The organism is Streptomyces enissocaesilis (assembly GCF_039533765.1).
Taxonomy (GTDB): Bacteria; Actinomycetota; Actinomycetes; order Streptomycetales; family Streptomycetaceae; genus Streptomyces; species Streptomyces enissocaesilis.
On sequence record NZ_BAAAUD010000042.1, the window covers coordinates 39,864 to 53,101 of the forward strand.

The 13,238-nt window shown below is 73.3% G+C and carries 10 protein-coding genes and 1 pseudogene; 8 read left to right on the forward strand and 3 right to left on the reverse strand.

The annotated features are described in order from the left end of the window. Positions 1-52 precede the first annotated feature (52 nt). Together mptB and ABD374_RS21785 are read left to right on the forward strand one after the other, a co-directional pair. Positions 53-1,561, forward strand: a complete 1,509-nt coding sequence (gene mptB / locus ABD374_RS21780) for a polyprenol phosphomannose-dependent alpha 1,6 mannosyltransferase MptB (protein WP_344497268.1) — start codon at positions 53-55, stop codon at positions 1,559-1,561. 236 nt (positions 1,562-1,797) lie between these two features. Continuing rightward, positions 1,798-2,012 (forward strand): annotated as a pseudogene (locus ABD374_RS21785) (carbohydrate-binding protein); the annotation flags it as partial. A gap of 68 nt (positions 2,013-2,080) precedes the next feature. Here ABD374_RS21785 and ABD374_RS21790 read toward each other — a convergent pair. Both ABD374_RS21790 and ABD374_RS21795 read right to left on the reverse strand, forming a co-directional pair. After that, entirely contained in the window at positions 2,081-3,691 is a 1,611-nt protein-coding gene (locus ABD374_RS21790; protein ID WP_344497269.1) for an N-acyl-D-amino-acid deacylase family protein, read from the reverse strand. A 294-nt stretch (positions 3,692-3,985) separates the two neighbouring features. Continuing rightward, positions 3,986-5,266, reverse strand: a complete 1,281-nt coding sequence (locus tag ABD374_RS21795; protein ID WP_344497270.1) for an alanine racemase — start codon at positions 5,264-5,266, stop codon at positions 3,986-3,988. Between the two features lie 133 nt (positions 5,267-5,399). On the opposite strand from ABD374_RS21795, the gene ABD374_RS21800 reads away from it, so the two are divergent. From ABD374_RS21800 to ABD374_RS21825, 6 genes are all read left to right on the forward strand, one after another. Then, positions 5,400-6,473, forward strand: a complete 1,074-nt coding sequence (locus tag ABD374_RS21800) for a sugar kinase (protein WP_344497271.1) — start codon at positions 5,400-5,402, stop codon at positions 6,471-6,473. Then, positions 6,470-7,234, forward strand: a complete 765-nt coding sequence (locus ABD374_RS21805; protein WP_344497272.1) for an IclR family transcriptional regulator — start codon at positions 6,470-6,472, stop codon at positions 7,232-7,234. The genes ABD374_RS21800 and ABD374_RS21805 overlap by 4 nt, the downstream gene beginning before the upstream one ends. After that, on the forward strand, positions 7,231-7,668 hold the full coding sequence (locus ABD374_RS21810; protein ID WP_344497273.1) for a RidA family protein: 438 nt from the start codon (positions 7,231-7,233) through the stop codon (positions 7,666-7,668). The genes ABD374_RS21805 and ABD374_RS21810 overlap by 4 nt, the downstream gene beginning before the upstream one ends. Before the next feature lie 129 nt (positions 7,669-7,797). After that, on the forward strand, positions 7,798-9,273 hold the full coding sequence (locus tag ABD374_RS21815; RefSeq protein ID WP_425577300.1) for a GntP family permease: 1,476 nt from the start codon (positions 7,798-7,800) through the stop codon (positions 9,271-9,273). A 337-nt stretch (positions 9,274-9,610) separates the two neighbouring features. Next, positions 9,611-9,907, forward strand: coding sequence for a hypothetical protein (locus ABD374_RS21820; RefSeq protein WP_344497275.1), 297 nt, complete (start codon positions 9,611-9,613; stop codon positions 9,905-9,907). A 231-nt stretch (positions 9,908-10,138) separates the two neighbouring features. After that, positions 10,139-11,572: an FG-GAP-like repeat-containing protein gene (locus ABD374_RS21825; protein ID WP_344497276.1), complete on the forward strand. Its 1,434-nt coding sequence runs from the start codon at positions 10,139-10,141 to the stop codon at positions 11,570-11,572. A gap of 139 nt (positions 11,573-11,711) precedes the next feature. On the opposite strand, the gene ABD374_RS21830 is transcribed toward ABD374_RS21825, so the two are convergent. Next, a complete protein-coding gene (locus ABD374_RS21830; RefSeq protein ID WP_344497277.1) occupies positions 11,712-13,070 on the reverse strand; it encodes a M14 family metallopeptidase in 1,359 nt (452 codons plus the stop codon). Positions 13,071-13,238: the final 168 nt, after the last annotated feature.

The window sequence follows — 13,238 nt, forward strand, 5'->3', positions numbered from 1 at the left end:
TGGCCACGCGGCCCGGCCGGCTGTTCGTACAGCTCCGATAAATTGACCGGTCATGTGGACGCTGAGTGCTGTCGGGTATCGCCGGCTGGGTGCCGCCGGATCGGTGGCGGTGGCCGTGGGCGGTGTCGCCGCCGGAAGGCTGCCGGCCCACGATCCGTGGGGGATGTGGGTTCCCCACGGATCCGTGACGACCGTGGCGGCCGCCGTCCTGGCGTACCTGGGCCTGACCCTCCTGGTCGTGTCCTGGTGGCGGTACGGGCGGCTGGTCGCCCGGGGCGCGGCGGGCGGGGTGCGCGAAACGCTGGTCACGCTGGTCTGGTGGGCGGCGCCGCTGGTACTGGCCCCGCCGCTCCACAGCGCCGACGTCTACAGCTACGTCGCCCAGGGCGCGATGGTCCTCGAAGGCCATGACGTCTACACGTCCGGGCCTTCGGTCCTCGGCCCGGACGAGCTCGGAGCCGACGCCGCGGCCAGTGTCGGCGGCCACTGGACCGACACCCCCGCCCCGTACGGACCCGTCTTCCTGGTCCTGGCGCAGGCGGTGGTGGGGGTCACGGACGGGCAGATCGTCCCCGCCGTCTTCGGGATGCGGCTCGTCGCCCTGGCCGCGCTCGCCCTGACCGCCTGGGCGACGCTGCACATCGCCCGCGCCCGTGGTGCCAGTGAGACCGGCGCGCTGTGGCTGGGCGCCCTCAACCCGCTGACGCTGATCCACGTCGTGGGCGGCATGCACAACGACGGCCTGATGATCGCCCTCATGCTGACCGGCGTGGTGTGCGCGCTGCACGGGCGGTGGGTCGCCGCCAGTGCGCTCGTCGCACTGGCGGCGACGGTCAAGTCGCCCGCCGCCGTCGCCCTGCTCTTCATCGGCGTACTGGCGTTCCGCCGCACCTCCGGGCCGCTCCTGTGGCGCCTCGTGAAGGCGTTCGCCGTCCCCGGACTGGTGGCCGGGGCGGTCGCCGTCGCCGCCACCCTGCTCAGCGGCACCGGTTTCGGCTGGCTGCGGACGCAGAGCGTCGCCGCGACCGTCCACACCGCCCTCTCCGCCTCCAGCGACATCGGCCTGGGGCTCGGCGAGCTGACGCGCCTGCTGTTCGGCTGGGACCCGGACCCGGTCAAGAGCGCGGTCCAGACGCTCGGCCTGGTCCTCGCGCTCGTCGTGATCGGCTACGCCGCCCTGGCGACGTTCCGCAGTGTGCGCCCCTGGCGCGGTGCCCCGCCCCCGCACCCGGTCCATGCCCTGGGCGTGGCCCTGCTGGCCCTGGTCGCCCTCTCACCGATGGTGCAGCCGTGGTACCTGCTCTGGGGCATGGCGGCGGTCTCCGCCACCGCCTGGAACGGCCGGCTCGGCCGGATCCTGGCGGTGCTGTCCGCCGCCCTGGTCTACGAGACCCACCCCGACGGCAGCACCCCGGCGTACGGCTTCGTCGTCGGGGCCGCCGTGTGCGTGCTGGGCGCGGTGCTGCTGCGCAGGCACGGGCGCGGACAGGACGGTGAACCGTTCCGGGCCCCCGCCCCCCGGACCCCGGCGGCCGCGGCGCCGGAGGCCATAACGCGGTGAGGGGGGGGCAACCGGGAGCTCCTGCACGCCTGTTCGCACCCCTACGGTCTCGGGACACCTCACGTACCCCACCCCCACCGAGACCGAGGAGATCCCTCATGCCCCGCAGACACGCCAGAGCGGCATGCGCCGCCGCCGGTGCGCTGGTCCTCGCCGGACCGCAGGGCGCGGCCACGGCGCAGCAGGTTCCCGGGGCCGCCGGGTCCGCCGAGGCGGTGACCGGGTCCGCCGCCGCGTACGGGCTGACCCTGAAGACGGCCGCCGGCGGCCCGGGGGCCCGGGCGGTCCCGGTGGCCCGGGCGAGCCCGGCGGCACGTGGGCGGCGGGCAGGGTCTGCGCGGCGGGCGACCAGGTCACCTACGGCGGCGCGGCCCACCGCTGTCTCCAGGGCCACCGGGCCCAGGCGGGCTGGGGGCCGCCGAACGTCCCGGCCCTCCGGCAGGGCGTCTGAGCGTTCCGGACCGGCGCGGAGCGTCGCGTGTCACGGCTCCGGGGGGAGCCGTGACACACGCACGCCGTTCAGGGCGTGCGCCGGACCGACCGGCCCGCGAGGACGTCCGTCCGCCGCCCGTCCTCGATCACGAACCGGCCGTCGATCAGGACGTGCGGGATGCCGGTCGGCAGGGTGCGCGGAGCCTCGAAGGTGGAGCCCGCCGCGACCGTCGACGGATCGAAGAGGACCAGGTCGGCGCGGTACCCCTCGCGCACCAGCCCCCGGTCGGGCAGGCGCAGGCGGGCCGCCGGGCGGGAGGTGAGGTGCGCGACCGTCTCTTCGAGGGTGAGTACGCCCAGTTCGCGGGCGTAGTGGCCCAGGTAGTGGGGGAAGGTGCCGTACGCGCGCGGGTGCGGCTTGCGGCCCTGGAGGATGCCGTCGCTGCCGCCCGTGTGCACGCGGTGGCGCATGATCTGCCGGACGTTCTCCTCGTGGCCGACGTGCTGGAGGATCGTCGAGCCGAGGTCGTCCTGGACCAGCAGGCGCCGGGCGGTGGCCCAGGGCGCCTCGCCGCGCCGCGCGGCGGACTCCGCGATCGTCCTGCCCACGCAGTCCGCCAGGCCGGGGTCGCTGACGCCGGAGATCTCGATCGTGTCCCACTCGATGGGGACGCCGTGGCAGCCGTCCGCGCCGACGACCTCCATGTGGTGGCGGATCCTCTCGGCACTCCCGTCGTCGCGGAGGCGGGCGAGTGTCGCCTCGGGGCCGCCCTCGCTCGCCCAGCTCGGCAGCATCGCGACGAGCGTGGTGCAGCCGGGGGTGTAGGGGTAGGTGTCGAGGGAGATGTCCGCGCCCGCGTCGAGCGCCTTGTCGAGGAGGGCCAGGAGGTCGGGCGCCCTGCCCTCGTTGACGCCGAAGTTCATGGTGGCGTGGGCGAGATGGAGCGCGCAGCCGGCGTTGCGGGTGAGGGTCACCATCTCCTCGTACGCGGCGAGGGCCCCGGCGCCGTACGAGCGGTGGTGGGGGCAGTAGTAGCCGTCGTACCGCGCCACCACGCGGCACAGCTCGGTGAGTTCGGCGTCGTCGGCGTACATGCCGGGCGTGTAGGTGAGACCGGACGACATGCCGACGGCGCCCTGCTCCAGGCCCTCGGCGACGAGCTGCTTCATGCGGGTGAGCTCGGCGGGTGTCGCCGGGCGGTCCTCCCAGCCCGTCACGTACATGCGGACCGTGCCCTGCGGGACGAGGTACGCGGCGTTGACGGCGATGCCCTGGCGGTCGAGCCGGTCGAGGTACTCGCCGACGGTCCGCCAGTCGAAGTCGACGGTCGTGTCCCCGGGCGCACCGCCGTTCCAGCCGGCGATCGCCCTGCGGACCTCGGTGAGCGTGCGGTCGTCGACGGGCGCGTACGACAGTCCGTCCTGGCCGAGGACTTCGAGGGTCACGCCCTGGGCGGCCTTGGCGCTGTGGTCGGGATCGCGGAGCAGCGCGAGGTCGCTGTGCGCGTGCATGTCGATGAAGCCGGGGGCGAGGGCGAGGCCGTCCGCCTCCAGCGTGCGCCGGCCACGGGGGCGCGGGCCGCCGTCGCCCTCCCGCCGGATCCCGGTGATGCGGCCGTCGTCCAGGGCGACGTCGGCCCGGTAGGAGGCACCGCCGGTGCCGTCGACGACGCGTACGTCACGAATGACGAGGTCCATGGCTGTTCGCCTCTCTGAGTGCCTGCGGGGAGGGGGCGGGGAGGGGCGGGGGCGCCGCTGGGCCGCTGCGCGGGGGCCTTTCCCCTGCCCGCCCCTTCCCGAACCGGGGCAGGCCCCGGGTCCGGACGCCCTTCGGGCGCGTCCTCAAGCGCCGGACGGGCTCGATGTGCCGTTTGCGGCAACTCTCAGCCTGTCCGGCACTTGAGGACCGGGGTCCGGGGCGGAGCCCCGTTACGGGAAGGGGCGGGCAGGGGAACAGCCCCGCGCGGCGCCCCGGCGAGCCCGCCCCCGGGGTTAGAAGAACGTGCGGACGTAGTCCGTGACCGTGCCGTCCGCCTCGACGACAGGGATCAGCTGCCACTTGTCGAAGACCGTGCACGGATGGGACAGGCCCAGGCCGAGCCAGTCACCGACTTCGAGCTCCGCCTCCGGACCCGTACGCACCCAGCCGTGCTGGTCCGACAGCCCGGTGACCGTGATGCCGGTCGCCGGACGCACCTCGCCCGTACGGGCGTCCCGTACGGCCCGCGCCTGCGGCAGGTCCAGGTCGTACGCCGCGTCGCGCTTGCCCGCGTTGACGAAGGCCTGCTCGGGGGTGGGCCGGGAGACGACCTGCGCCCAGAGGCGGAACGCGGGCTGGAGCGCGCCCTCGTCCGGGACCCGGTTGAAGGGGGTGAGGTGGCGGTAGTGGCCGTCGTCGTGCGAGACGTACGCGCCGGAGCGGAGCAGCTTGAGCACGGGCAGCGAGAGTTCGGGGATCTCCGTGAACACCTCCGCCACCGCGTCGAACCACGCGCTGCCGCCCGCGCTGATCACGATCTCGGGGGAGCCGGCGAAGCGCCCCGCCCTGTCGAAGTCCGCGGCGACGGAGACCAGTTCGCGCAGCCACGCGCGGACCTTGTCGCCGTCCGCCTGCGGGACCTCGCCCTCGTATCCGGCCACACCCACCAGGCGCAGGGTCGCCGTGGCCGCCACCGCGTCCGCGACCGCCGCGCAGTCGGCGGCCGTCCGGGCGCCGGTACGGGCCCCCTCGCCCGCGCCGAGTTCGACGACCACGTCGAGCGGGCGCGAGGCGGACGCGGCCCGCAGCGCCTCGTCCATCAGCTCCACGCCGCGCACCGAGTCGGCGTAACAGACGAAGCGGAAGCCGGGGTCGGCGTCCAGTTCGGCGGCCAGCCAGCGCAGCGCGGCCGCGTCGACGACCTCGTTGGCCAGGAAGATCCGCTGGATGCCGTACGCCCGGTAGACGCGCGCCTGGTGCGGCACGGCGGCGGTGATGCCCCACGCGCCGTGCTCCAGCTGGCGCTCGAAGAGCTGCGGTGCCATGGAGGTCTTGCCGTGCGGGGCGAAGGCGAGGCCGTGGCGTTCGGCGTACGTCTCCAGGAGCGCGAGGTTGTGCGCGACCGACTCGGCGGAGAGCGCGAGCACGGGGGTGGTGAACCCGCCGGTGAAGAGGTTGCGGCGCTCGGCCGCGAGCTCGCCGACCGTCAGTCCCCCGGCGTCCGGCGGGAGCGCCTTGAAGCGGTGGTCCACGCGCTCGTCGGCGAGTCGGCCGACCGGGTTGCCTGCGGCCATGGGAGCCTCCTGGTACGTCGTGTTGCAGCATGTGCAACGACCATTGCGCATATCGCTGAACGCTGTCTAACATCCGAGCCGACGCAGGGTCAATGGTGAGTTCAGTGGTGTGCCGGTGGTGAGGAGTCCGATCGTGACCGCGTCCGCGGACGTATCAGCAGAGCGAGACGGAGGTGCCGCGACGGCGGACGTGGTCTGCCTCGGCGAGTCCATGGTGACGTTCCTGCCGTCCCGTCCCGGCCGCCTCGCCGACGTGCCCTCCTTCGGACGCGGCATCGGCGGCGCCGAGTCGAACGTCGCCTGCGCCCTCGCGGCCGCCGGGCACCGCGCGCGGTGGGTGGGCAGGGTCGGCGCCGACGGCTTCGGCGACCACCTCGTCGAGGCCGTCGCCGCGTACGGCGTCGACACCTCCGCCGTCCAGCGCGACCCGCACCGTCCCACCGGCGTCTACTTCCGTACGGCGGCCGACCGTGACACCGACGGCTTCGAGGTCGTCTACTACCGGGCCGGATCGGCGGCCTCCGCGATGTCCCCGCGGAACATGCCGCTCGACGAACTGGCCGCGGGCCGCGTGCTGCACCTGTCCGGGATCACGGCCGCGCTGTCCGCGGACTGCCTGGCCCTGACGCGCGAGCTGACCACCCGCCGCCCCGGCCGCCCCCTGGTCTCCTTCGACGTCAACCACCGCGCCCACCTGTGGCACGAGGCCGAGGGCCCCCGCGTCCTGCTCGACCTCGCGCGCGGCGCGGACCTGGTCTTCGTCGGCGAGGACGAGGCGGAGGCGGCCTGGGGCGTCCGGGGCGCGGCCGCGATCCGCCGCGCCCTGCCCGAGCCGGAGGTCCTGGTCGTCAAGCAGGGCGCGGAAGGCGCGACGGCCTTCACCCGTGCCCCCGGGGAGAGCCGGGACGCCGACACCGTCACCGCCGTCCCCGCCCTGCGCGTCGACGTCGTCGCCCCCGTCGGCGCCGGGGACGCCTTCGCGGCCGGGTTCCTCTCCGCGACCCTGCGCGGTCTGCCCGTACGCGACCGGATCCGGCACGGCCACCTCATGGCCGCCGCCGCCCTCACCGTCCCCGGCGACCTCGCCGCACCGCCCTTCCGCGCGCACGCCGACCGCCTGGCAGCCCTGGACGACGACGCCTGGGGGAGACTTCGTCTCGGCCCCGGCTGGACGGGCGCCGCCGACCAGGAGGTACGTACGCCATGAGCCAGACCGTCGACCGCGCGCTGAGCATCCTGCCGCTGCTCGCGCAGGGACCCGCCGACCTCGGTCAGGTCGCCGAGCGGCTCGGGGTGCACAAGTCCACGGCGCTGCGCCTCCTGCGCACCCTCCACGAGCACGGCCTCGTCTACCGCCAGCAGGACCAGCGCTACCGCCTCGGCGCCCGCCTCTTCGCGCTCGCCCAGGAGGCCGTCGAGAACCTCGACATACGCGAGATCGCGCACCCCCACCTGACCGCCCTGAACCACGAGTGCGGGCACACCGTCCACCTCGCGGTGTACGAGGAGAACGAGGTCCTCTACATCGACAAGGTCGAGAGCCGCTATCCGGTCCGCATGTACTCGCGCATCGGCAAGCCCGTGGCGATCACCGTCGCCGCCGTGGCGAAGCTGCTGCTCGCCGACCTCCCCGAGTCCGAGCGCCGCACCGTCGCGGAGAAGCTCGACTACCCCGCCTACACGTCCCGTTCGACGCCGAACGCCGCCGCCTTCCTCGAGGAACTGGCGCGCGTACGCGAACAGGGCTGGGCCACCGACCTCGGCGGCCACGAGGAGTCCATCAACTGCGTCGGTGCTCCCGTCCGCGGTACGGACGGCCGGGTCGTCGCCGCGATGTCGGTGTCGGCGCCGAACGTCGTCGTCACGGCCGAGGAACTCCTCTCCCTCCTCCCGCTGGTGCGCCGCACCGCCGACGCCATCAGCCGGGAGTACTCAGGAAACACACCCCCGAAGGAAACGAGCGCATGAGCGACACGAACAGCACCGGCGGGAAGACCGTGAAGACCGCGATCACCCCCTCCACCCACACCGCCCCGCCCGCCAAGTTCTCCCACGGCGTCCGCAAGGGCAACATCCTCCAGGTCGCGGGCCAGGTCGGCTTCCTGCCGGCCGTCGAGGGCCAGGCCCCCACCCCCGCCGGCCCGACCCTGCGCGAGCAGACCCTCCAGACCTTCGCCAACGTCAAGGCGATCCTGGAGGAGGGCGGCGCGAGCTGGGACGACGTGATGATGATGCGCGTCTATCTCACCGACACCGGCCACTTCGCCGAGATGAACGCGATTTACAACGCGTACTTCGAGGAGCAGGGCCTCAAGGAGGCGCCCGCCGCCCGTACGACCGTCTACGTCGGCCTCCCCCGGGGCCTCCTCATCGAGATCGACGCGCTCGCCGTCCTGAGCTGACGCCCGTCATCCGCTTCCCCACCCCGCACGCCGTACGTCGTCACGGCACGGCGCCCACCGCCCGGGCGCCGTGCCGCGACACCCCCTGCCCCGAAAGCCCCATGGAATTACGAGGCCCTCCTCATGCCCCTGCTCGCTGCCGCCGCCCCCGTTCCCGCGGAGACCCCACCCCACACCGGCGGTCTTCTCACCCTCGTCGACGGCACGGCCGGTCTGCTGACCGTCGCGGCCCTCGGTATCGTCCTGCTCCTCTTCCTGATCATCAAGGCCAGGCTCCAGCCGTTCGTCGCGCTGCTCGCCGTCTCCATAGCCGTCGGCCTCGGCGCGGGCCTCTCCGTCACCGAACTCTTCGGTACCGTCCAGAAGTCCGCCGTCGTCTCCGTCATCGAATCCGGCATGGGCGGCATCCTCGGCCACGTCGCGATCATCATCGGCCTCGGCACGATGCTCGGCGCGGTCCTCGAAGTCAGCGGCGGCGCCGAGGTGTTGTCCTCCCGCCTCCTGGGCCTCTTCGGCGAGAAGCGCGCCCCGTTCGCCATGGGCCTCACCGGCCTCATCTTCGGCATCCCGGTCTTCTTCGACGTCGGCATCTTCGTCCTCGCGCCGATCGTCTACGCCGCGGCCAGGCGCTCCGGCAAGTCGATCCTGCTGTACGCCATGCCGCTGCTCGCCGGCCTCTCCATGACCCACGCGTTCCTGCCCCCGCACCCGGGCCCGGTCGCCGCGGCCGGCCTCTTCCACGTCTCGCTCGGCTGGGTCATCCTCATGGGCGTCGTCTGCGGCATCCCCGCCGTCCTCGCCGCCTGGGCGTACGCCGGCTGGATCGGCAGGCGCGTCTTCGTCGAGGTCCCGCAGGACATGGTGGAGGCCGCCGAGGACGCCAGGGCCGCCGTCCTCGCCGAACAGACCGCCGCGGGCCGCACCCCGCAGGAGCACCCCGTCCCGCTCGCCACGGTGCTGACCATCATCGGTACGCCGCTGTTCCTCATCCTCGCCGCGACGTTCTCCTCCATCGCGCTCGACGAATCCACCCTCCGCTCGGTCGTCGAGTTCTTCGGCAACCCCTTCGTCGCGCTGACGATCGCCCTGCTGATGGCGTACTACCTGCTCGGCATCCGGCGCGGCTGGTCGCGCAAGTCCCTCGAACAGGTGTCGACCTCGTCCCTGAAGCCGGTCGGCAACATCCTGCTGGTCGTCGGCGCCGGCGGCGTCTTCGGCGCGGTCCTCAAGGCGAGCGGCGTGGCGCAGGCCCTGTCCGACACCTTCAACGACGTGGGCCTGCCGGTCGTCGTCCTCGCGTACCTGATCTCCCTCGTCCTGCGCGTCGCCCAGGGATCGGCGACGGTCGCGATCGTCACCACGGCCGGCATCGTGCTCCCGCTGGTCGAGAACGGCGACCACTCGCAGGCGTTCCTGGCCCTGGTCATCATGGCCATCTCGGCCGGTTCGATCTTCGCCTCGCACGTCAACGACGGCGGCTTCTGGATCGTCGCCAAGTACTTCGGCATCTCCGAGCGCGACACCCTCAAGTCGTGGACGGTGCTGGAGTCGGTCCTGTCGGTCGCGGGTTTCGCGGTCGCCGCGATCCTGAGCCTGGTGGTCTAGCCGTACGTACAGACAGGGCGTACGGAGACGGAAGGCGTGCCGGGACCGGCCCGTCCCGGGGCGCCTTCCGCCGGTCGGCGATACTGGCCCCGGAGACGAACGCGAGGGGCTGACTTCAGTGGAACAGAACCAGGCCGGACACCCGGGCGGCGGGGCGCCGGGCCCGTATCCCCAGCCGCCGTACCAGCCGCGGCAGGGATTCGGCCCGCCGCCCCCGGCCTTCGCGCCCGCCCCCGGGCCCTTTCCCGCGCCCGTCCCCGCGCCCGCAACCGCGCCCGGGCCTTTCCCCGGGCCCGCGCCCGCAACCGCGCCCGGGCCTTTCCCCGGGCCCGCGTCCGTGCCCGCCGGCCCCGACTTCCTGGCGACGGATCCCCGTAACGCGGTCGTGGTCGACGCCCAGGGCGTCTCGCTCGAACGCGACGGCGCCACGGCCGACTTCCCCTGGCAGGACATCCGGACCGTCCACTGCAAGCCGGGCACCTGGGGCCACGTCCTGACGGTGGCGGTGGTGCTCCCCGACGGCAGGTTCTTCGAGGGCGCGGTGACCGCCCGCGACCAGGCGAAGCTCCAGGAGTGGTTCGCGGAGCTGGCCCCGGTGCTCGCCCACTACCTCGCGGGCCGCGCCGGCCGGTGAGCGCGTCTCCCCGACGCGCCGGCCGGACGCCCTCACCGGCCCGAGCGGGCGCGTTCACCTGGACGCCGCCCGAGCACAACTCTCCGTACGACTCGGGTGTCACACCTTCGGAGGCCCGATCCACCTCGCCGGGAGACACCGCGCCCGGACGAGCCCTGGTCACGACCGCCACCGTATGCCGCCGACCGCGGCTCACGGCTTCAGTTTTCTTCACGACGTACGGAGAGACCTTTGCGCAACAGGAAGACCCTTTCGGCCGCGATCCTCTGCTCGGCCGGCGTGCTCGCCGTCTCGGCCCTGACCGCGGGGACCGCCTCCGCGGCGCCTTCGAACCTCAAGGGCGACTTCAACGGCGACGGGTACGCGGACCTGGCGGTCGGCGTGCCGAAGGCGACCGTCGGCGGCAAGGCGAAGGCCGGGTACGTGAACGTGCTGTGGGGCAGCGCGAACGGGCCCGCCCGGTCCACCGTCATCAGCCAGAACACCGCCGGCGTGCCCGGCACCGCGGAGGCGGGCGACGAGTTCGGCTCCCAGCTGGTGACCGACGACGTGAACGGCGACGGCTACGCGGACCTGGTCGTCTCGGCCCCCCGCGAGTCGCTCTCCGACATCTCCTCCCACCGGCACGGCATCATCACCGTGCTGCCCGGCTCCGCCACCGGCTTCGGCACCGCGTTCACCGCCGCCCGCGGCGCCCACGAGGGCGCCCGCATCGGCGAGTCCCTCTCGACCGGCGACTACGACGACGACGGCGACCGGGACCTGGCGTACCGGTCGAGCAACGAGGAGTCGGCCGGGGTGCTGTGGCAGCCGGGCCCGGTCGTCCCGGCCCCGGCCGCCCCGGCGCAGAGCATCGTGAGCTACCGGTTCTCGGGCCCCACCGCGATCGCGACCGGCGACTTCGACGGCAACGGCACCGACGACCTGGCGGTGACCTACACCGGCCAGGAGATCCGCGGCACCGCCGTCTACAGCTGGGAGCAGGGCGCGCCGGTCAGGGACTGGTCCACCCCCGACTACGCCGCCTCCCTCGCCGTCGCGGACTTCGGGAAGGACGGCGCCGACGACCTCGTCCTCGGCGGGGTGAGGGCCAACCCGGAGGTGGAGGAGACGTACTGCCCGCAGGCCGTCGGCGGCACCGTGCGCACGGTGGACGGGGAGCCCGGGACCGGTCTCGGTTCCGCCCACGTCTGCCTGGACCAGGACACCCCGGGCGTGCCCGGCACCGGTGAGTCCGGCGACGACTTCGGCGCCGCGGTCGCGGCGGGCGACGTCAACGGCGACGGCTACCCGGAGCTGGCGGTCGGCGTCGGCCAGGAGGCGCTCGGCAGCGAGGCCGCGGCCGGCTCGGTCTCCGTACTGACCGGCTCCGCCCACGGAGTGGACGGCGGCTCCGGCGGCTACGCCTTCCACCAGTCCACGGCGGGCATACCCGGCGCGGCGGAGGCGGGCGACCGCTTCGGTGCCGCCGTGGCCCTCACGGACCTCAACGGTGACGGCCGCGCCGACCTCGCCGCCGGCACACCGGGCGAGAACTCCTCCACCGGCGGCGTCTGGTACGTACCGTCCCCGGCCACGGCGACGCCGGCCGGGGCCCGTGCGCTGACCCCGAACAGCCTGGGCCTGACGGGCGCGGTCGAGCACGGCGGGGTCTTCGGCCGGTAACCACCGGACGGACGCACGGACGCACGGACGCACGGACGCACGGACGCACGGACCGGGCCCGGGCGCAGGTGCGGGCCCGGAGCACGCAAGCGGCTGGAGAGCGCCGGACGGGCGCCCTCCAGCCGCATGTGCCGGAGGCTCAGCTGCCGCCGCAGTACTGCTGTTCCTTGCCGATGGACCGGTACATGCAGTCGGAGTTCTCCAGCAACTGGAGCACCGCGTCGCGGTTGCGGCTCGTCTCGCGCTCGATCACCTCGTCGGGCGGGTAGAAGCCGCCGCCGCCCGAGGAGCCCGGGTACATCTCGAAGGTGTAGCCGAAGATCTTCTGGTCGCCCCACAGCCAGTCGTCGATCGACCCGTCCGTGATGTAGAGGTCGCTCGACTGCTCCGGGGTGTAGCCGTTGCTCGCGGCCATCTTCTGCCCGACGGCGGCGAAGGCGTTGCGGTCGTCCTGAGTCATGCCGGGCGCCGTGTCGGCGTTCGTGTAGCCGAACGGCCAGAGGATCAGCTCGCTGTACGTGTGGAAGTCGATGCCGGTCCTGATCTGCTGCTTCCCGCCGACGATCCGCGAACGGACGAAGTCGGCGACGGCCTTCACCTCGGGGGCGGACTCGGCGGCCCGGCCCCGGTACGTGTCGGAGCTGAACGATCCCGAGGAGCCGCCGCAGCAGCCCCACTTGTAGTTCCAGTTGCGGTTCATGTCCGTACCGACGTACGACGAACCGGAGTTGGGCTGCCGGTTCTTGCGCCAGCTGCGGTACGCGCCGGAGGCGATGTCGTACTCGCCGCCGTCCGGGTTGAGGTCCGGCACGATCCAGATCTCGCGGTTGTTGACGGCGTTGGTGATCCGGGAGTCGGAGCCGTAGCCCGCGCCCAGCTCGCGCAGCAGGTAGAGCGCCATCTCGACGGTCAGGTGCTCACGGGCGTGCTGGTGGTGGGTGAAGAGGACCTCGGGCTCGTTCTCGTCGGCCGCCACGTTGTCGCTGATCTTGATGGCGATGAGGTCGCGGCCCTGGTACGACTTGCCGATGACGCGCTTGCTCATGATGCCCGGGTACTGCTGGAGCCGCTGGTTGATCTCCGTGTTCATCTCGGCGTAGTTGTGGTAGCGCGAGTCGGCGGACGGGAAGTCGAACGGCTCGACGGCCTGCCCCGCGGTGCGCGCGGGCGGTCCGGGCAGCGCCTTCGGCGCGTATCCGAGCGCCTTGAGCCGCCCCAGCTGCGCGGCGTTGGCGCTGACGACGACCGAGTGGTCGTCGGCCTCGTCCACCGAGACTCCGGTGGCCGCGACGGCGGTACGGGCGGCGGCGGTGGCCGGGCCGTGGATCTCGTACTGCCTGATCACTTCTTCGGCGGTGGCGGCGGCGGGGGAAGCTGTCCCCTCCGCCGTGGTCGCGCTCGCGGTGAGGGGCGCCGCTACGGCGAGTGCCACGAGGGCCGCGAAGCCCGCGAGGGTGGCGGACTTGGCGGACCCTCTTCCGCGTATGCGAAGTCGCATGCTGTCTCCTGGGTGGGGAGTGTGGGGGTGTGCGACGCATGTCGTGCGGGAGTGCTGGGCCACATGGTGGGCGCATGACATGGACTGGTCAAGAGCGAGGACCGGCCACACGGACCGGCCACGGGGTCCGACCGACCGTTCGACCGCCGGGGCGGCGCGTCGGCCGCA